The following is a 23,468-nucleotide window of genomic DNA, read 5'->3' on the forward strand; positions in this document are numbered from 1 at the left end:
AATAACCGTATTAAATTATAGGCTGCCACAATTGTGTACATTAAGTTTTGAACTCTTTTTAATCCAGTTATGGGGAGCTTGTCATAGTGATAAACATTTTTGAAAGTATCCATTGTGTGCTTCAACAGTCTTGGAACGTTTTTTATATTCTTTTATTCCTTCTTCTGTGGACATTAATCTCTCAGTTTTATATGAAACTTCATGTACATATCTTGTTATTGTTCTATGGTTCTTATTGTAACATATTCCTTTGTATTCACAGTTTTTACATGCAAAGTAGTTGGAATAGACTAATTTGATTTTATTTCCCCCTCCTTTTTCTTGTGGAGCTGGATATGCTCCATCAAGAGTTAATTCTTTATTATTGGGACAAATGAAAACATTTTTATATTCATCAAAAACAAAGTAATCAATAGCAAATGGATTGTCAGGTTGTTTACCTGAATTCTCTCTATTTTGCTGTAATGTTGGAATTAAGGCAGTTATACCCAAGTTATCTAAATATCGCAAATTCGCTAGTGTTGAATAAATTGTATCTGCGCTAATTTTTTGGGGTTTGATTTGTAAATTAACGAGGATTTGATTCATTAATGCAGGAATTTGATAATGATCCGTGGGATTTTGAACTGCATTAACTCCACAAATTAACTTAGATTCTGTATCAGTTCCCAATTGAATGTTAAATGAAAATTTAGGATACTTCTGCCCTTTATCTTTAGTTTTCATTAATCTAGCATCATAATCATTCAAAGCAAGCGACACCTGACCTGAATAATCGAGCAAAAGCCACCAATAAAAAAGAATATCAACTTTTTCTTCATCAGATTTTGATTTGTCATTTAAAAATTTCCTTGCAGTCCTTCTAAGTTTTTTAATCTCATCCTTTGTTAATTCTTGAATCACATAATGCCTTATTAACAAACTAATGTCTTTTTCTTTGATTATATTGAAAGGAGAGTTATAAGCTTCTTTAATAGTACCATCAATTGAAACATGTTCAAAATCAGTCAAAACCATCCTATTTGCCACAATTAATATAAAACTCATTACCAATCGATAGATCGGTTGAAAATAAACACAATAATCTCTTATTGTCCTATCACTCGGTTCTATACCATGTGAAATAATATTATACAAATAATTATGCTTAGCATTATAAGCCAACACTATAGAACTTGTTATTTTATTAATATACCCATAAAAAATAAGTTTAATTATATCCTTCAGATTAAAAGGTGGTTTTCCGGGACCTGATGTGTCACGTTCAATTTTAAAGAAATTAAAAGTACCATCAATGATTTCTGAAGCAAGATACATGAGTTGAAATTCTTCCTCCATTTTTTCAATTTCTCCACTAAAATCATTCAAAATATATCTATTCAAAATCATATATATCAAAACTCCAAATACTCCATTAAATAATTATAAAATTAATTATATGTTCGTATTTTTTTAATATAAATAGATTTTAATTACTTTTATTAAGAATAACATTACATATAATCTAATTATTAATTATTACTAAAAATACATTAGATTTAGCAAAAATCAATAAAAATTTCATAGTCAAATGTAAAAAATAAGGTATATTTTATCAAAAAATTAGTTCAATATATTAATTGAACCTTTTTAAAAAAAATAAGGTAAAAATTAGTATTAAATTAAACATTAATCAAATGCTAATAATTTCTGCCAACACTCATAAAAAAAGAAAAAAAGTAAGAGAATTATGAATTCTCTTTAAGGACTGATTTTTATTGTGTTTCCTGTTTGGAAATCATTCCAGTAGGAAGTTATGATGTATTCGCCGCTCATTAATCTGATTCCTAAGCTTGCTATACCGTCTTTATTAGTAACTTTATGATAGAAAACACCGTTTACATTAAATGATACGTTTTGGTTAGCTAATGGCTTACCTTGACCATCTAAAGTTAAAGCAGTGAAATTGCTGCCGTCTAAATGTTTCATATTTAAATCCTTAGTTACTAAAGTTGGCAAGACACTGACTCTGTTTCCAATATCCAATCCGTCATACATTGTTGTAATAGTGTAATTTCCCGGTCTTAAAGCAATTCCCAAGCTTGCAACACCATTTTCATCTGTTTTTTTGTGATAGAACACACCGTTGATGTTAAATGTTACTTCTTTGTTTACTGCTAAAGATCCGTCTTTATTGTAGACAGTTGCTTCAAATCTGGAAGCATTTAAGTAATATTTGGTTAAATCGTTTTGCATGATTAATGATTTTACAGTTATGTTAAATCCTTTTTCTTCGCCGGTTACAGGGTTGTAAGCAGTTAAAATGTAAGATCCAGGTCTTAACATAATACCTAAATCAGCTACACCATCCTTATCAGTCTTTTTAGTATAGAAAACACCATTAATATTAAATCTGATTTCCTTATTAGCTATTGCTTTTCCAGTGCTGTCAGTAAACTTAGCATAGAACCTTGTAGCATTCTGATACATTTTAACCAAATCATCAGCTACAATAGTCGGATTAATAGTTACAGTAATGTTTTTAGAAACTGCATTATACTTATCTGAACCATTATATGAAACAGTAGCTTGATAAACATTAGATACTAAGTTTAATCCCATAGAAGCAGTACCGTTAGCATCAGTAGATTTAACATAAGTTTTACCATTAATAGTAAAGTACACAGTAGCATTAGCAATAGGATTACCTAAATAATCAGTTAAAACAACAACAAACCTAGTACCATCATGATAAAACATGATAATATTATCTACAATTAAAATTGGACTCATATTTTCTGATACAGTAAATGTGGTTGTTTTATTAACTACTCCATTATATGATACATTAACATCATATTTTCCTGAAGGTAAAACAGGTAAAGTAATTTCTGCACTATTACCTGAAACTGTTACTCTGTAGATTTTACCATTAACAGTCACATCAACATAACCATCAGTGATATCATGATCGAATTTTATAGTGATTGTAGCATTTTCATCATAACCCACATCAGAAACAATAACATCCATAACAGTATCTTTAACAGAAACAATAGTCATATTACTAGAATCAGACTCATCCAATGTTCCAGTATAATTAACAAAAATCTCACAAGGACCATTATTAACCATTAAAAGTTTTAATGAACCTACACCATTAACCAACTTAATAGTTCCTTTTAAAACACTATTAATATAAACATTAACAGTACCATTCACAAGCTTACCATTCTTATCACGAACAACAACATTAATTGTAATGTAGTCTCCTGTTTGAATAATATCACTAGAAACAGTCATATTTATGAATGTGTCTATTCTATAGAAGCTTACATTCAATTTTAAAACAGTACCCTCACTTAAAGTCGCAGTTACAACTTGATCACCAACACCATCATAAGTATAATCAGCACTCAAACCCTCACGAGTAAAAATACCCTCACCAGGACTAATCACACCACCACTAACACTAAAAGTAGCATTAACATCCAAAATAGGCACTTTAGAAACATCATAATAAGAATAATCAGTTCCATTAAAAGCCATATAAACAAGCCTAATAACCTGAACAGGACCAGAAGCATTATCCCCAACCAAAACAGGAACAATCCAACTACCACAAGAAATAGTAGAACTATAAACATAAGTAGGCTCAGAACTATTCCAGAAATTATTATCCAAATAAAGAATATATGTTTTTCCATCAAAAGGACCTTTATTAACAGTGACTACAGTATTATAAAAACTAGATCCAGTAACATTACCTCCAACAAACTGAACACCTTTTTCATTGTTTAAGAATAATGAATTAATAATAGTTACAAGATTGTTAACACCATCAGGTAATGGATCATCATCATGAGTAGAAGATCTAGCTCCACTAAATATCACAGGATTAGTCATGTTAATAAATTTAGTATTATTAACAATCCACCATGCATATTGATAAGGAGGGTGAGAGTATGCAAATGCACCACTATTAATAAATGTTGAATTAACTAACCAGATTATTGGAAGATAAGCTCTAAGATTATTATAACCATAAGCAATATCCCTTGTATTGTTTTCAAAGTAAGAATTAATAATAGTTACATTACATTGCTCTTTATCACTACTATATGCATAAAGAACTGAAATATCTTTTTGGTTTATAAATTTAGAATTAATTATAGTAGTATTTGCACCAACTAACTTAAGAGCAGCAGCAGCTACTTGAGTACCATTATAATTTCCATCAAAAGTTACATTATCCAACAATACTTGAGTGATATTAGATATTTTTAAAGAAGAATCACTGAAAACATCCCTAATTGAAATTAATGCAGGCAAATAAATAAATTTTCCATTGTTATTTATACCTAAATTACAGTTTATAAATTCAGTATTTGCTATTACTATATTTAATGCCTTACTTGAATAAATTCCACCACGAGATTCGATGAATTTTGTATTGTTAACTATAAGCGTTGAAAATAATTTATTTACAGAAATTCCATGACCAGTAGTATTTCTAAATACACAATTATCCACACTTAAATAATAACCATCAATACCAATAAGACCAAGATTACCTCCAGGACTACTACTTTCACTAGGGTATTTTGTAGTTACTCCGTTTTTAATTGTTAAGTTTTTTAAGTAAACTTTAACGCTGTCATATGCTGGGGTAAAGTCAAATATGTATTTATTTTTTTCTGCATCGATAATTGAGGTTTCTTTATTTTCACCAACAATAGTTAAATCTATAAGTGGTGCTAAATCAAGTTTAACATTACCTTCACCTTTTAAGGTACCAATTATGTGGATTATTAAGCTTAAGGTGTTTTGTGACATTCCGTATTCAAATGCTTTTTTAATAGTTGCAAATGGTTTAGCTAATGAACCATCACCAGATTCATCACTACCTGTTCCAGAAACATAAACATCAAAAACAGACACAGGATTAGCATCAACATTCAACACACCTTTAACAACAGTAGTCTTATTAATATAATCTGATGAAACTGAAATTTCGTATTTTCCATCATTAGCAACAGCAACAAAAGTAGCTACACTATTAACTAATGGAGTAGATCCTTTATAAACACCATTTAAATAAAATTTAATATTATATCCACTTACTTTAAGACCACCTAAATCAAAAATAGCATTCAATTCAGACTTAATACTAGAAGAATTAATAGATGCTAAAGTTAAAGTATTAGACATATTTAAACATAAATTCCAATTCATATTAGTAGCTATGAAACCATATATATCATCACCATCGTCTGCTTTGTTATTTTCAAAAATACAATCTTTTAAAGTTAAAGCACCAGAATCATGATAAATAGCTCCACCTTTGGTAGCTGTGTTATTTATGAATTTAGCATTGATAAATGTTCCTCCACCTTTAACAGCACCACCAGATACACCAGCATTATTTATAAAAGTATCATTTACACTTGTAAAATTAGTACGTCCTCTACTAATAGAGAATCCTTTAACAGTGTTGTTTTCGAAAACATTATTGACAGATAGGAAATCATTACTATTAATATTTACTATTCCAAGATCAGATTTAGAAATAATTTTGTTATTTATAAATGTAGAATTATATATTCCTTTCTTAATACTGCTAATTTGACCATTACCTGAGTTATTTTCAAATAAAAGATTGTTTATACTAACAGCATTACTAATAAAGCTAGAAGAAACAACATTTTCTATTATGATAACATTATTTATTTCACCATTAATCTGAATTAAAAATCTTGCATTACATTTTTCGAATGTACAATTATCAATATTTACAATGTAATCACCAGAACCTCCTTTAACTAAACCTGCTGCCTTAGTACTGTATAAATTAGTGAATATGATATTTTTAAGGTTGACATTTAATGTAGTTCCAAAATTAAATGCATAATCTTTACCATTACCATCAATTATTGTTTTACCATCTACACCAATTATATTAAGATAACCTAATAATTTAGTTAACTCTAAATTAACATTTCCAGTACCTGAATAAGTTCCTTCTAAGAGATAGATGTTTACATAGATATTTTTAGCAAATGCTTCAGTTATTGCTTTATTAATGGTTTTAAATGGTTTATCTTTTGAACCATCATTATTAACATCATCACCACCAGGTGATACATAATAATCTACATAATCACGATTAATTTTAACATTTGCAGTAGCTTTTTTAACAACTGCATTATCATTTAAAGGACCTGAAACTGTAACAGTATATTTACCATCATCCAATAATTTAGAAAATGTACCAGCTATAAATCCATTTACAGATTTTGCAGAACCTATTGCAATATCATTAAGTTTAAATGTGTAAGAACCGCCATGAATTGGATGACCCATATCATCAGTTACAGTTGCATTAAGAGTAAAAGTAGAACTAGTTATATCAACAGTTTTACCTTCAAGAATTGTAACTACTCCATTAAAGTCATAAGATGCAAATATATAGTTCCCATTTCCACTTTTAGCTACACAATTAGTCATAGTATTATTTTTTAAGTTGAAACTAGATCCATAAATAGCTCCACCACCATTACTTGACCCAGTAGCAGTAGTTGATGCATTTTCAAATATACAATTAGTAACATTTACATAACTTAAATAAAGTGCACCACCCTTTTGCACAACAAAAGTATCTTTAAATATATTCCTATTTAAAACAGAATATTTATCGCTTTTACCACTAATATAAATGGAACCTCCATTTGAAGATGTACCTGTACCTCTATTTCTTATAAAAGTAGAATCATAGATACCTACATAACTATAAGAACAAATAGCACCACCATTAATGGTAATTATATTATCTTCAAAAGTAGAACCCCTTACCTCTAAATTACCAGAATTGTATATTGCTCCACCTGAATTAGCAGAGTTGTTTTTAAAGTTACAATTTTGGATAGTTAAATTACCAGAATTGTCTATAGCTCCACCATATTTATCATAACCGTTTATTATAGTTAAATTAGTTAAAACTACAGAACTAGTGGACTTAATATCCATAAATTGAGTTTTGTTTAAATCTATTATAGTTTTATCGACGCCAGCTCCTATAATGGTTATTGTTTTGTTTTCAATTGTTAAACCATTATTGCCAGTACCAATAAATTTTCCTTCAGATAGGTGTATGTTACTTACATTGGAATCTATCGCTTTGTTGATTGTAGCAAATGGATTATTAACATCACCTACATTATTATCATTTCCTGTTGGACTAACATAAACATCAGAGTTAGAACCACTTAGAACACTGACAGAAGAATTATCCTCAGCACTAACACAAGAAATAGATACAATAAATAATATCAATAAAGTCAATATTGCGAGTTTATTTCTCAAAAATTAATCCTCCATTAATTAATTATGCCAATTTAAATTGACAATTAATATATTTATCTTTGTGGTATAAAACTGTTCACAAAGAAATACAATACTGATTTAACAATAACTCATGAAATATTAATATTATTTGAGCAATTACCCCCCCCCAAATAATTTTTTACCAGAAAATTGTAAATATAACTAAAAAATAAACATTTTTAGGGATTAAAATTTTTAGTTTTCGGATAATTGTTGTATGGCTATTTTTGAGTAGAATTCTCGTGATATGATTAGTGATCCTAAAAAATACATTCAAATATGCTGTTCTTTTGACTGATTTTGGTGTATATTTGTGTATTTGTTTCATGTTGAGTCCTTGTTGGAGTAATTTGAAAAAGTCTTCTATTTTTCTTAGTATTAGTTTGAATTTTTTCCATTTGTCTAATTTTTTGAATAATTCATGTTTTAAGTTGTTGTAGAATTGTTTTTCTTTCATAATTCTTTTTGTTTGGTTAAATACTTGTAATGGGTAAGATAATTGATCGTTAAACTTTGTTTTGTTGAAATTATTTTTTGAGTAAATAAAAGGAACGGTTTTATATTTACTAATTCTTAATTGGTAGTTTTTATAACTGTAATATCCTTTATCAAAAAGTATAGTGTCTCCTTTTTGGATTATTCGTCTTTTTTGAAGTGTTTCCATAATTTCATCAAAAAGTTTTGCATCATTTGGAGCTCCTGAGCAGATTAAAATACAAACAGGATTCATACTATCAAAATCAAGGACAAGTGTTGCCTTAAAACCAATATAAAAACCTTTGGAGGATGAATAACTCCATTTTAAATTCAATGATTTAAGATGTTCTTTTGTCTTTTTATTTCTATTAAAATTAAAATCTAAATCTACAGGAGATACATCTACAATAAATATCCTTTTCCTCTTCTTTTAACATTATTTATTGAATTTAAGATGCAATTTAAAGATTTAATAAGATTTTCAGGATTTTGAAGTGAAAAAAATTTATAAACTTGATTGGCACTTAAAACTTCAGAAATATTAAAGTATTTTACGAAGCTTTTTTTTAGATTTAAGTTCATTTAATATGAATGGACTATCTAAATCAAAGAACATACTTATAAATATGATTTTAAAAACAAATATTTGTTTATTTAAGTTTTTAAAACCAAATGATGGTAAAATTTCAAAGGTTTTTCTAGAATTCATAATTTTAAATATTTCTTTCAACAAAGTATAATTTGGGTCTTTAATATCTAAATTTAATCTGTGTTTCATTTTTATCTCAAAATAAATATATGTAACACATTATACTTAAATTTACCAATATTAAGGCCATTTTTTAATAAACTAAAAATTATACAGATGTATTTTTGCAAAACACCAAAAATTACCATTACAAATAATAAAAACAAAATAAATTAACCATATTTATCACTGACAAAAATTCAGACCACTAAACATTTTATTGTTAAAAATTTTAAATTACAGTAAATTTAAATGAATTAATAAAAAATAAGAAAAAATAAATCAGAAAATTAAAATTTAAAAAGTATCCTACATAAAAAAAATAAGAAATTTATTCATTAAATGAATAAATTAATGACTTGTCACATTTAATGTATTATAAACTAGTTTATCTTCATAGTTTCTAATAGAAAATGCTGTGATAATTTTATATACTCCAGGGTTAAGATTAATATTTAATTTTGCATAACCTGTTTCATTAACCTGTTTAATATATGAAACTCCGTTAACTTTAAATGTCACTTGTCCACCAGACAATACATTTCCATTAACATCACTTAATTTTACACAAAAAGAATTGCCCCTTTCAACTGTTTCATTAACAGCACCTATATTAACTGCCATATTATAAATCCAAATTTGATTAGTATTAACAATACCATTATATTCAGTCGTTATTGTATAAATATTGGAATTTAAATTAATGCTTAAAGCCGCTATACCATCATTATCAGTAGTTTTAACATAAGAAACACCATTAATGGTAAATTTAACCGTTGCATTAGGTTTAACTTTACCTTCACTATCATAGATAACTACTTTAAATTTAGACCCATCTTTATAGTACATTGAAAGATCATCACTTTCTATGTTAGATAAAACATTAACCATATTATGATTAACAAAATCACCACAAGAAGTTATAACTTCATATTTACCGGGATTAAGATTAATATTTAATTTAGCCTCACCAGAACTATTAGTAATACGGGAATAAACAATTCCATTAATAGAAATGTCTATTGTTTTGCCTTCAATAGGATTTCCCTCATTATCAACAAATTTAACAATAAATTGACTTCCATTTCTTAAAATTTTAGTTAAATCATGTGAAATAATTTGAGATAAAACTGTAACTGAACTATTAACAAATGATTTAGTCCAGTTTCCATAACCTCCAAAACTGGTACTTACATGATACATTCCAGGATACAAATTAATATTTAATTTAGCCTCACCAGAACTATTGGTTATCCTATTATAATTTACACCATTAACACAAATAACAACATCCATATCTGAAATAGGATTGCCATAAATATCCTGCAAACGAACAACATATTGAGTAGCATTCTTATAATACTTATTAAAGTCATCAGCAACTAAAATAGTTGCATATGGATTAAAATCACTAACAGTATCAGTTACAATTAAAGTACTTGCATAATTACTACCATCATACCATTCATTATCCTCAAAGTTAACTTTCAATAAATAATAACCAATATCTAAATTACATGTTAAATTAGCTATTCCTTCATCATTTGTTTTAACTTTAAATATCTGTTTAACCCCAGTACTTTGACTAATTGATGTAATAACAACAGTCTCATTAACAAGCAAACGTCCATAAATATCTGTTAATTTAACAAGATAATTATTAACCGTTCTATTAAAAATAACAACGGAATCTGCAGAAATTTGAGTGCCAACAGGATTAATAATTAAATCACCTTCACTAGAAGATGCAAAGTTTAACTTATCTCCACCATATTTCACATAAACATTGTATTTACCCGGAAGTAAATTAACAATAATCCCTGCACGTCCATTTTCATTAGTAGTAACATCAAATGTTTGTGCAATTTTACCATCAGATAAAGTAATAGATAAAGTTTCATTAAATAAAACCCTATAGTTATTATCTCTAAGTAATACTGTTAAAGTATTACCCCTACCATTAAATAAAGACTGTTCAATGATTACATTAGTTCCAATAGATAATATATTAAATAAACCAGTACTTGAAGACCCATAATGCCAATTATCACCAGAATAACTTACATTAACATTATAATTTCCACCAGATAAATTAAGGTAGAATCCTGCTTGACCTTCCCAATTAGTAAGAGCATACTTCTTATAAACAATACCATTTGAACTAGTTATAGTAAATAAAACTATTTGATTAACAACAGCATCACCTAAATTATCATAAAGATACATATATAAGAAATTACCATTACCATAAAATGTTTGATTACTTTTAACAAATACAGAAGTATAATAAGGCATTACAACCAAATTAGCACTATTCTGAACAGGTTTAAAGTAATCATCACCCTTATAACTAGCTTTAAAAGTATAATTACCCATACTACAATTAAGAATTAAACTAGCTACACCAAAACTATTAGTTATTAATGTATGATTTTGATAAACATCAGTTCCGTTTAAAATTAATAAATTAACTGTTTTATTAGATATAACATAACCATTTACACTTTTTAAAACAAATGAATATGCAGTTCCTTTACCATAAACAATAATATCTTTTAAATCAATTATAGTGTTTTTATTATAAAATATTAAACTGATTGTTTGATTATCTATACTAACTGTAGCTGAAATATCTTCACCATTAAATGAAATATTTACTTTAGCTTGATTATTGATTAATGGAATAACATTTGGATTTATTTTAACCATTGAAGAGTTAAAGATAGCTATTCTAGAAGGTAAATTTCCACTTATATTATAAATATTACTTTTATTGTCCGTTACTTTATTTAAACTAGCAATTAATGTATTATCCTGAATATCAAATGTCAATATAACCCAATTTTTAACTTCAACACTACCTGCAGCATTATAAATATTCGCATCATTTGGTCCTCTGTTAGATCCCCACCAACAATCAGAAACAACTAAATTACCACCTCTATGAAATATATCTTTACCTAAAACAGCATTATTTTTATAAAATACTGAACGAGTAATGTTTAATGTAGAATAATAAATTCCACCTGCACCCATAGCTGTTCCATCATTATAAAACACTCCACCATAGAATACTGAATTGTTTTCAAAAGTACAGTAATCTACAGTCATATTTCCACCATTTAATATTAATCCTTTTCCACTAGTATTTCCATAACCTTGAGCATGGTTATTACTATTATTCCAAAAAGAACAATTATACAAATAGACATTATCTGAATAAGAATACCATGTATTTATAATAACATCATTATTTTTAGTGAAATTTGAATTAATAACATTTTGCATATTTCTAATTATTGAAAGAGTATGGCCAGTTACAAATCTTAAAACTGGACCATTATCTTCACTTATCAATGTATTATTCATCACACCATTTGTTAAAGAATAAATAGAACCTCTATTATTTATAAATTTAGAAGCATTTACTAAAAATGATTTAGAGGCATTAACACGCATAACAGATGCTAAATTGTTTTTAAAAGTACAATTATTAATTAAAACATTTTCTGCACCTACATTAATTATAAATGATGGAGATACAACATCCAATTTATCAGCATATGTTTGGCTATCCCATACAGTTTCCCAAGCATAACCTTTACAATTAGTAAATACTGAATTTTCAATATTCACGTCAAAATGTTTAAAATAATTATCTCCAGTATAAAAGTATGATCTAATAACAATATCTTCTAAATCCGTGAATAATGAATTATTAATAAATAAATCATTACTAGTGTAAATTACACTTTGATTAGAATAATACTGATAAGATAATGCTTGATATGATTTATATTTATATTTATCTCCCCCATCAATATTTTTAATAATACAATTATCTATAATTGTTTTTCCAGAGTTATTTACAAGTGGGAAGAATTTTGATTTGTCTTCAGCTGTTAAGGTCAATTTCATTAAATTTAAATTTCCTCTTAGTGTAACTGTAAACATTGTATGAAAATTATCTCTGTATAATATAACCTCACCATTATAACTGGAAAATGTTAAAGTTTTATTAATTAAAAGTCCAGAATTATTCCAACCATAATAACTTCCTTTTGCAATCAAAATAGTGTCACCATTTAAAGCTACATTAACTGCTTTAACTAATGACTTATATGGATTATTAATAGATCCATCTCCTTTTTCATCAGAACCTGAATTTGAAACATATATTTTCCCATTATTAACACCAGATCCCACTGTTAAAGTAGCAAAATAATCATCAATCATTGCAAATAATAATGTGTCTTTAGAATTACCATAATAAGTAGTTGAAAATACATTATTTACTAAAAATCCACCATTTTCTTTAAATTTACCATTATCTGCTTCAAGTTGAATATAAACATGAGGTAAATTAACACTAGAAGGCAAACTATATGTAGATTTTCCATTACATGTTTTAAAACTAACTAAAACATCAGTAACGGTTTTAGATGGAATTATGGAACTTCCAGTATTTTTATCAGTAAAAGTCATTATTAACCATCTATTAGCTTGTTTAGGAATGTTTTCATTAGAACACCATAAATTATCATCAACATTGATTTTTGAGTTAATAAAATCATAAGTATTGATAAATGAATAGCTAATATCAACAATAGAGTTTGTTGTATTAATTAAAGTCAAATAAGATTCTTTAATATGTATACCACTATCTTTAACAAAGATACCTGAATTTTCCATAAAGTATGAAGATGAAATATCTATTAAACTTTCAGCATCCTGATATTTACTTGATGAAATATTATTATTAACAAATCTTGAATTTGAAATAAACATGTCATAACTGTTTAAAATAGCCTCACCTTCAGCAGCAGTGTTGGATTCAAATAATGAATTAACAATATTTGCAAAACCAAAGTTGGTTATAGCTCCACCATAATATTTTGCAGTATTATTCTTAAATTCAGAATTAGTAACAGTTAAATTTCCATAATTTAATATAATACCTGCTCTTAAACCAGTTGCATTATCAAAGAAACTATTTTCCACAGTAAGATTACCATAATTTATAATAGCTCCATATGTTTTAACATTTAAATAATTTGTATTAGCAAAGCTAATGTTTTTTAAAGTTAAACAACCTTTATCTCCAATGTAAAATATATAATCTTTATAATCACCATTAATAATAGCCAGTCCATCACAAGAAGTAATAGTTAATGTTTTATTAATGATTATCCCATTATTTTCTACACCAGAATAATTTCCACCTTTAAGATAAATTGTAGAATCATTATTTGCTAAATCAACAGCATTTTTAATATTACTTATAGGATTATCAATAGTCCCATTTCCATTAGCAACTATATTTGAATCAACATATACTGAATTATCTACTTGAGAATCACTTATAACTGTAACATTTACATCTTCAGCAGATATAGCTCCTAATGAAACCATAAATAATACAAATAAAGACAAAATTAAAATTGGTTTAAAATTGCTCATTTATTCATCCTCCTCTTTAGAATTACGTTTATATCCAAATATAATTAATAATATAATGACTATTAAAAATATAATTCCATAAATTATATTATATCCAGACAATGCTTTTTTAACATCTTTATTAAGTTCATAAATTGCATTATTTGATGAAGCTGAAGATGGAGATCCTGCTTCACTCCCACCAGCTCCAGAACTTGAAGATGAACCTAAATCACCTAATGTGCCTTGGTTAGAATAGGCTGTTCCATTAAATCCACTACCAGAACCAAATCTTCCACCATGACTTCCGGAACTTCCACCAGCATTAGTTCCACTTCCAGAACCCATACCATTACCAGATCCAGAACCAAAACCACTTCCAGTTCCTGTTCCAATACCCGTTCCAAATCCATTTTGTCCAGGTCTCCCTGGGTTTAATAATCCTCCAGTACTTGGACCTACAATTGGATTATTATTTGATTGACCAGGTCTTGTATTGCTTCCAGGTTTATTAGGATTAGGATTAGGATTCGGATTAAGTACATCCCATGAAATTTTATCTTTAATCCATTCCCTGTAATATTGTGCATTTAACCAAACATCTTCTCCAGGGCCACTATTACTACCCCACCAATTACCATTTAAATCAATATTGTTAACTGGTTTTGTAGGATAATTTATTTCAACTGAAAGAGTATGTTTACCATCTCCTCCAAAGTTATCATAAATATTAGAATTTTTAACATTCATGTTTAAATTTCTAACATAAAATGCTCCACCACTATCAAATCCTTTATTATTATAAATTGTTGAATTATAAATATTTAGAGAACCTACAACATGATTTCCAATACGTTGACCATAATAAGATATAGCACCACCTCTTCCAGCATTATTATCAGTAATATTACATAAATCCATAGTTATATCAGAAGACCAAAATTGTATTGCACCACCACCAAAACTTGCAGAGTTTTTAAAGAATGTGGAATTATAAATTTTACCTTCAGATTCACTTATGCATAAAGCTCCACCACTATTTTCTCCAATTTCATTTGATGTAAATGATGAATTAGCAATGTCTAAATTTGCATTAACAATATACATAGCTCCTCCACCACCTGCAAAACAGGTATTTTTATCAAATGTTGAATTGATTACTTTAAGATCGTGTTTTTGAGTAGATGCACTTAAAATAGCTCCACCATAATTAAATGCTCTATTAGATTTGAAATTTGAATTAATAATATATAAATTTCCACGATTGTAAATAGCTCCTCCAGATCCTAAACGAACACCAAAATCATCTTCTTCAATAAGATATTCAGCATCAACTTTATTATTTACAAAATTACAATCTTCAATACTAAGAGTAGCTTTTTCTAAATTATAAATAGCCCCTCCAGAGCCTTTAATATAACAACTATTATTAGTAAAATTTGATGATTTAATATCTAATTTATTATAATTAGTGATAGCTCCACCATTTTTAGCTTTATTTGATGAAAATGTAGAGTTTCTTATAATTAACTCACCATAATTAACAATAGCTCCACCATAAGTTAAAGCTGTGGAATTGATTACTGAAACATTTTCTAAGTATAGTTTTCCTAAATTGTAAAATGTTGAACCTGTAGTTGCATTTGCATTCATAAATTTAATATTAAAAACTTTTAATGAACCGGATTTAGTAATATTAAATAAACTACCTTTACAATCAACTATAACCTTACCTAATCCTTTAAGAGTAAGTGTTTTTGAAATTGTAATATAATCTTCAGTATAATTACCTCCCAGTACATAAACTATTCCTTTATTAATTACCTTATTTAGTGCATGTTTTATTGTTTTAAATGGATTATTAATAGACCCATTACCTAATTCATCACTACCTCCAGGTGATACATAAACATAATAAAGTTCATTATTAGTTAAAGTAGCTGATGGAGCATATATTGCATTATCAGCGTATCTGTTCCAATTATCACTAATTAAATAATTATCAACAATAGAAATTTTGCTAGAATTAACCTCTACATAAATTGCATAATCATTTCCAGGAGCATAATTAGAAATAATACTATTTTCCAAAATCAATGCATTAGAAGAACTATTTGATAAATAAATACCAGTTTGACTTACATTAGATATAAATAAATCATTATTTCCAGTTCCATTTATTGTAAAATCATTATATCTTAATACATCCCCTGATGTTTTATATCCTACATAACCATAAGAACCATTAGCTATAGCTATTAATGTATTATTATCAACTAATGTGTTTTTAGCTTCAATTGAATTAATTAAACAAACAATAGATCCATTTCCTTCAATAATATTGTGGATAATTTTTGTGTTTGTAGTCCAAATAGTACTCATGAATACTTTGAAATCTTGTGAATAAATATTATAAACACCATAAGCATGATCACGTGCATCTATTCTAATATTATTGTTTCTAATAATTGTATTATCAGCCATTGCATTATAAATAGCAATTACATCATTATTTGAATTGATTACAATATCATTATTTGAAATTACATTATTTTTTGGACTTAAACCATAATATTCATCATAATAATTATAAATAGTAATTCCAGTTAGGGTACCATTACCCCTTATTTTAACAGTATTGTTGTTAATTAAATTATTAAAACTTTCTCCAGTAATAATGATAGCTGAAACATCTTTAGAAGACACTAAATTAATATTATTATTTTCAATAGTAATATTTAATGCAAAATATAAATTAAATGCAACATTTTCAACTAAATCAAAGTTTAAATTTTTAATAGTTGAATTACTTGATTTTGAATTGAAATTTAAAGTTGCATCAATTAATGAATTCTTATAATAAGAAGTTAAAATAACCACCTGATTAAAAGTCAAAGTATAATGTTTTGATTTTAAATTATCAAACATCAACACATCTTTTTGGGTTATTAACTTATTACTAAACATACCATTTGAATCAAAGTAAGTTTCAACATTATCATCATAGATTACATATTTATTTTCTTTTAATGTGATATTTCCACTGATCAAACCTAAAGCATTGGAATAAATTACACAATTAGTTATTTCAATATTATTTAAATCATCATTTGCAAAAATCACCTCTGTTTTACTTAATCCTATTAAGTTAATAAAACTAGATTCTATAACAACATTAGATGTATTTGAGAAATTTAATGATTTTACTAAATCACCAATTGCACTAATATTATTTTTATCCAAAACAATATCTTTAGAACTAGAAATTGCTAATGGTGAAATAACATTAGAAATAGACCTAGCTATAATATTATTGCCTAAAATATTCAAATTATTAGACCCATTAATTAAAACACAATCAAAAACACCATTTCCTTGAAGATGGATTGTATTATTAACTAAATTAGATGAATTTAATAAATTTATAATAATTCCCTGAGCTATTTTATTAGCTTCTAAAATCACACTATTTTTTACAAATGTAAGATTATCAGAATTATTAAGTAAAATACCTTGAATTAATGTATTTTCACCAGTAATATATACATCATTATCAATAAGTTCGGTATTATTTGATAAATTTAAAGAAATTCCAAAAATATCTTTCATTTGAGAAACAGACATTATATTATTGTCTTCTAAAGTTATATCACTTACATTATTTATGATAATCGCATTTTTATCTGTGTTTTTAAAATTCAATGATTTAATTAATGTTCCATTTGATCCAGTTACTAAAGAAATAGTAACATTGGTTAATATATTAACTAAACCTCCATTTAATAAAGTCATTTTTTGATTAATCAACATGTCCTTATTAGAAAGTTTTGTAATTACCAAAACAATAGAATTAATATCTTCAAATTTAAAACATCCTTTTTCATCAAAATAGACATTAAAATTATCATCACTGATAACTATACCACTATAATTTAAAAGAACACCATTAACAACATTGTCTTTAATATTATTTGAAAATGGATCAGTAATATTCTCAACAATACCTACAGCTGCATTTGTAGTAATATTATTATTTATAATAGTTGTATTATACACAGTCCCTACCAGATAAACTCCGTAAGAAGCTGAATTGATTATATTGTTTGTAATATTATTATGATTTATTTTACCTTGATCAATTTTAGCATAATAAGAAACACCTAGTACACCACGAGTATAATAATATAAATCAGATACTGCATCAATATAAACTCCATATAAATTAGAAGATATCCTATTTCCACTAATAACATTATTAGAAGACAATATATAAATTCCAGAGTCAACAGCAGTTCTTATAGTATTATTTATTATAGATACATTATTTTCAGCAACTCTAATTCCTTCACCAAAATTACTCACTTTAATATTATTATTTAAAATTAAAACATTTTCACTTTCAACATTAACTGCATAATATCCATCAACTAAACTAATAGTATTAGATATTAAAGATGCATTTTTTCCAAATACCCAAATTCCAATTGAAGAATTTTCGATTATATTATTTTTAACAGTTATATTGCTACTTAAAATAGCTATAGCCATAGATGTATCTGAAAATGAATTATTCTCAATAGTTAAATTAGCACTACTTATGGATAAAGCTAAATTAGACACACCAATAAATTTATTTCCATTTATTGTAGAATTAACACCTAAACCACTAACACCATCACGAACATTAAAAATAGTGTTGTTTACAATATTTACATTACAATTACTTAAAAGAGACATTCCAATAACCCAAGGAGAGTTTCTATTTAAAGAACACATGTAATTATTGATAAATGAATTATTAAAACACTTACCAGAACCACTATAACCTGCATGACCCCATGGATTATAATAAATTACATTAGCTGCAGTTGATTGGAAATAATTATCATAAAATAGATTATTATCACATTCACTCATAGGTGCACAAGTACTTAATGTACTTACAAATTTATTTTTATATATCTTATTATTAGATGATGAACCCATAGGAAGTGCAAATACTCCCCTACTATCTGCTAATTGAACAGAATTATTATATACATAATTATTATTTGTATAAAATAAACCAATACCACTTAAATCAATACTAGGTATACCATCTACAACATAATTTACTTTATCATTAATAATAGTTAACCCATGAATACTAGAACCATCACTACCTTTAACTAATTTAATATAACCATTTTTAATAATATCACCATTATGCATAGTAGTGATTTCTAGTTGTTTATTGATAACAAATGTTTTATCTGTAACATTACCAATATGTATTCTATCTCCATCATTGATATTAGACTCGGGATTCATCTCACCTGAATAAACATCAAAATAATCACCATAATTATCATCAGTAATATTAATTACATTACCAGTATAAACATTATCACATACAATAACATCATCACTTGGTAAAGTAAATATAGTATTATTACTATTTTCAGCATATAATGGTGTGAATACTATAATAGCTATAATTGCATATATTACTAATAATATACATTTATTAAACCTCATAAGTAACCTCCACTAACTGTTATAATATTATTCATAGTTTTAGCTTCATATGCATTAGATAATAAACCAGAAGTTATCATATAATGACCCGGATTAAGATTAATCTTAAGAGATGCAACACCTAAATCATCAGTTTCACGATAATACATTACTCCATTAACAAGCATTCCCACTTTTTGTCCGATGATTGGATTTGACAAAGCATCAGAAAATTTAACATTATAAAATGTACCTTGTTGAATATTAACACTAGATGAAACTATAGTAACAGGCATAGCTGCAATTGAAATGGTATTATAAACAGTTTTTCCATCATAACTTGCTGAAATACCATAAACACCAGGATTAAGATTTATATTTAAATAAGCAACACCATTAGAGTCTGTTAATTTATTATAAGTAACTCCATTAACTGTAATTGCCACTTTTTTATTAGATACAATTTTTCCATTAGAATCATATAATTTAGCTGCAAATCTTGTTCCATCTTTATAAAACATTGAAATATCACTAGTTTCAATTGTTGATAAAACATTAACAGAACTTGAAACAACTTCCTGACCATCAGTTACAGCAAAAATATAATTATTCGGATTTAATCTAACATTAAGTCTAGCTTCACCACTACCATTAGTAATACGATTATATTGAACACCATTTGCAATAATAGCTAATGAAGCATTTGTTTTTGGAGTTCCATCATCATTTACCAATTTAACAATAAATTTATTGTTATCTACAAATTTTGTAATTATCTTGGATAAAACAACTATTTTATTGGTATTTAATGATTTAACATAATTATCATCATCTTCAAATAAAACAGTTATATTATAAACACCTGGGAAAAGGTTTATAGACAATCTGGCTTCTCCTTTATCATTAGTTATTTTATTATAAGTAACACCATTAATTGTGATTTTAACTATTTTACCAACTAGAACATTACCTAAAACATCTTTAAGGACAACATCAAACTGGGATCCGTTTTTATAATATTTAGTTAAATCTTTAGAAATAATAACTGTTTCTAGAGGAATTGAAGATATTCTTAATATAGCTGAATTTGAAGAATCTGCATATTTATTATTTCCTTTATAAATAACTGAAATATTATAAAATGATTTACTTTCATCAACTGTGATAGATTTACTGATAGCTAATCCAGTAACATTATTTGAACTTATTAATTTATTATTTAAATAAATTTCAACAATACCGAAATCAACTGCCAATCCTGTTTTATTATCCTTAATATTTACATTAATTTCAACTATGTCTCCTATTTTAGCTGTTTTTTGAGATAAATCTATATTAGTATCTACTTTATGTTGATTATAAAGAGTTATATTTAATTTAGTATTATCTGTAAAGCTAACTACTACATTTCTATCATCATTAGCCGTATTAATAAATTCAAAGATATCATTAATTAATGTACCAGAATCTAAAGAATTAGTTCCTTTGGAAGTTATTAAAGTAAATCTAACAGGTTTTATTGGAACATATCTAACATCATAATTTTTATAATTACTTCCATCAAATAATTTATAAGAAATAACTACTTTATAGCTATCATTAAATAAGTTTTCTGCAGATAAATGTTTAACAATCCAATAATTTAATTTAACATTTGCAGTTGTATCAATCATATTTTTAGGATTGTTATTATTCCAATAATTATAATCAAAATCTAAATCTCCATTATTGTTATCACTTTGAATAGTTATCCTATTATTATAAAAACTTGAATTTTTAACATTAATTAAATTACCTTTAAATACTACGCTTTCACCATCAAATAGACATCCATTAAAATTACTTTTATAATCATTAATTGAACTGAAAGTTAAAGAGTTTATATTTATAAAAGAGGAATTATAAACATTCCATATCATTCCATTAACAGACCCGCTTAACCAGTTACTATTTTTAAATACAGAATTATCTATTTTCACAGAGGATTTATCATAAGCAACTGCAAAATTGCAATCATTATCTATGTAATTAATATGGCTCATAGTAACATTTGTATTACTTGCTCCTAAAAACTTACATCTGGAATCAAAGCTTTTTAAATTTTTAAATGTTGAATTAAAAAACTCCAAATAAACATTTTCTGTATTTACTGCTGTAGAATAAAAAATATCTGTTGAAGAATAATTATTTACAATACAATTATAAAATCTTGCATTAGCATCATAATTAAATAAAACACCACCATAGAATCCCAAGTGTTTTGAATCTACAAATGATGAACTAATAACCTTTAAATTAGCCAAATCATAATTGGATATTGAAGAACCTATAATATTTTTAAAAATACAATTATCAATAGTTAAATCTGCATAATTAGAAATAACCCCAATATTATTTTCTTTTTTATATCCTGTGCTTTTAGCTTTAAAATTAATTAAAGTTAAATTAGATAAAACATATTTAAATCCAGAAATTGATCTTTCATTAGCTGCAAACCAATTAGAACCACTTCCATCAATTATGACTTTAGAACCAATACCTGCAATTTGAATATTCATACTACTTGGCAAACTGATATTAGTATTGCCTGCTCCACTATAAACTCCATCTAACAAATACACTTTCAAGTTATATACATTACCCGCTGATTTAGCAATTGCATTAGCTATTGTAGCATAAGGATTATTAAAAGACCCGTTACCATTTTCATCATTACCATTAACAGAAACATACACTACAACTTCATTAGAGTACTTTCCATCATAATCAGCAGGATAAATATTACTTTCCAAAACACCATTAACAGTTGAGTTAATTCTCAAAATATTGGAAATACTATTTAAGTATTTAGGTTCAGAATAATAAGATCCACCTACTCCATTATTTCCTGTAACACTAGAATTAATAAAAGAATCATTAAATAAGTTACAGTTTATCATATAAATAGATCCGCCTTTGGCATATTCCCAGTTTGTTCTGAAGTTTGTTGAAACAACATAATTATTAATAAAATTACTGTTTTTCACAGAAGGAACATTATTTAAATAAGTACCTACATAAATAGCTCCTCCAGAAATTGCATTTAAACAGTTACCCTTTGCAAAATTACCTACAAATCTGCAGGAATCAACTAATAAATCACTTTTTAATGAATAAACAGCTCCACCATTAGCATTCCCATATTCATCATTACAGGTAACTGAATTATTAATAAATACTGAGTTATAAATTTTACAATCCCCATTTTCTATAGAAGATATAGCTCCTCCGGCATTAAATGCAAAATTATTCCTGAAAATACAGTTATCAACTAACAATGTACCAGAATTGCATATTGCACCACCTTCAACACTTTTACAATCAACAATAGATAAATCTCTTAAAGTAACTACAGAATCAGCATATATATTAAATGCATAATATGCACTACTTCCTTTAATTATAGTTTTATCAGCTCCTGCACCAACAATAGTTATTGAACCACCTTGGCTTAAATGAGCTTTATTGATTGATATCATCACATTTCCATTTCCTTCAAATGTACCTTCCCCTAAATGAATAACAACATTATCACGAGGATTAGATACTTCTACTGCTTTATTTATTGAATTAAATGGGCTATTAAGTTGACCTGAGTTACTATCATCTCCACCTAAATCAACATAAAATTCATTTCCATCATAATCCTGAGCAACTATGCTGGAATTAGTATTTTCATCAGTTGCAGAAACTACAGACAAACATAGTAAAAACAATAAAATAAAAAATACTGTTAAGAATTTTTTCCTCATAAAACACCTCATAATTTTATATAATAATAAAATAACTTTATTATGAAGTCAATTATGTTTTTATTAATAAATAAAGTTAATTGAAATATATTTAAAAAAGCATTAAGAAAATAAAAAAAATATATAATAAATTTAGAAAATCTGAATTTTTTTAG

General features: G+C 26.5%; 5 protein-coding genes and 1 pseudogene. All 6 read right to left on the reverse strand.

Going from position 1 to position 23,468, the window contains the following annotated elements; all coding sequences use genetic code 11:
- Nucleotides 1–81: 81 nt before the first annotated feature.
- Nucleotides 82–1,017 (reverse strand): transposase, encoded by a 936-nt coding sequence (locus ACMC9J_RS00915; protein WP_427003376.1) that lies wholly within the window; start codon nucleotides 1,015–1,017, stop codon nucleotides 82–84.
- Between the two features lie 723 nt (nucleotides 1,018–1,740).
- A complete protein-coding gene (locus ACMC9J_RS00920) occupies nucleotides 1,741–7,341 on the reverse strand; it encodes an adhesin (protein WP_427003377.1) in 5,601 nt (1,866 codons plus the stop codon).
- Nucleotides 7,342–7,557: 216 nt separating this feature from the next.
- Nucleotides 7,558–8,617, reverse strand: a pseudogene (locus ACMC9J_RS00925) (transposase).
- A gap of 321 nt (nucleotides 8,618–8,938) precedes the next feature.
- Nucleotides 8,939–14,047 carry an adhesin gene (locus tag ACMC9J_RS00930; RefSeq protein WP_427003378.1) on the reverse strand — a complete coding sequence of 1,703 codons (5,109 nt, stop codon included), beginning with the start codon at nucleotides 14,045–14,047 and terminating at the stop codon, nucleotides 8,939–8,941.
- Entirely contained in the window at nucleotides 14,048–19,543 is a 5,496-nt protein-coding gene (locus ACMC9J_RS00935) for a right-handed parallel beta-helix repeat-containing protein (RefSeq protein ID WP_427003379.1), read from the reverse strand. It abuts the gene before it with no gap.
- Nucleotides 19,540–23,313: an adhesin gene (locus ACMC9J_RS00940; protein ID WP_427003380.1), complete on the reverse strand. Its 3,774-nt coding sequence runs from the start codon at nucleotides 23,311–23,313 to the stop codon at nucleotides 19,540–19,542. The genes ACMC9J_RS00935 and ACMC9J_RS00940 overlap by 4 nt, the downstream gene beginning before the upstream one ends.
- Nucleotides 23,314–23,468 lie beyond the last annotated feature (155 nt).

This window comes from Methanobrevibacter intestini (genome assembly GCF_047402955.1).
Lineage (GTDB): Archaea > Methanobacteriota > Methanobacteria > Methanobacteriales > Methanobacteriaceae > Methanocatella > Methanocatella intestini.

Coding starts and splice junctions, on each gene's coding strand:
- ACMC9J_RS00915 (WP_427003376.1), bottom strand. CDS start 1,017: ATGGTTTTGACTGATTTTGAACATGTTTCAATTGATGGTACTATTAAA.
- ACMC9J_RS00930 (WP_427003378.1), bottom strand. CDS start 14,047: ATGAGCAATTTTAAACCAATTTTAATTTTGTCTTTATTTGTATTATTT.
- ACMC9J_RS00935 (WP_427003379.1), bottom strand. CDS start 19,543: ATGAGGTTTAATAAATGTATATTATTAGTAATATATGCAATTATAGCT.
- ACMC9J_RS00940 (WP_427003380.1), bottom strand. CDS start 23,313: ATGAGGAAAAAATTCTTAACAGTATTTTTTATTTTATTGTTTTTACTA.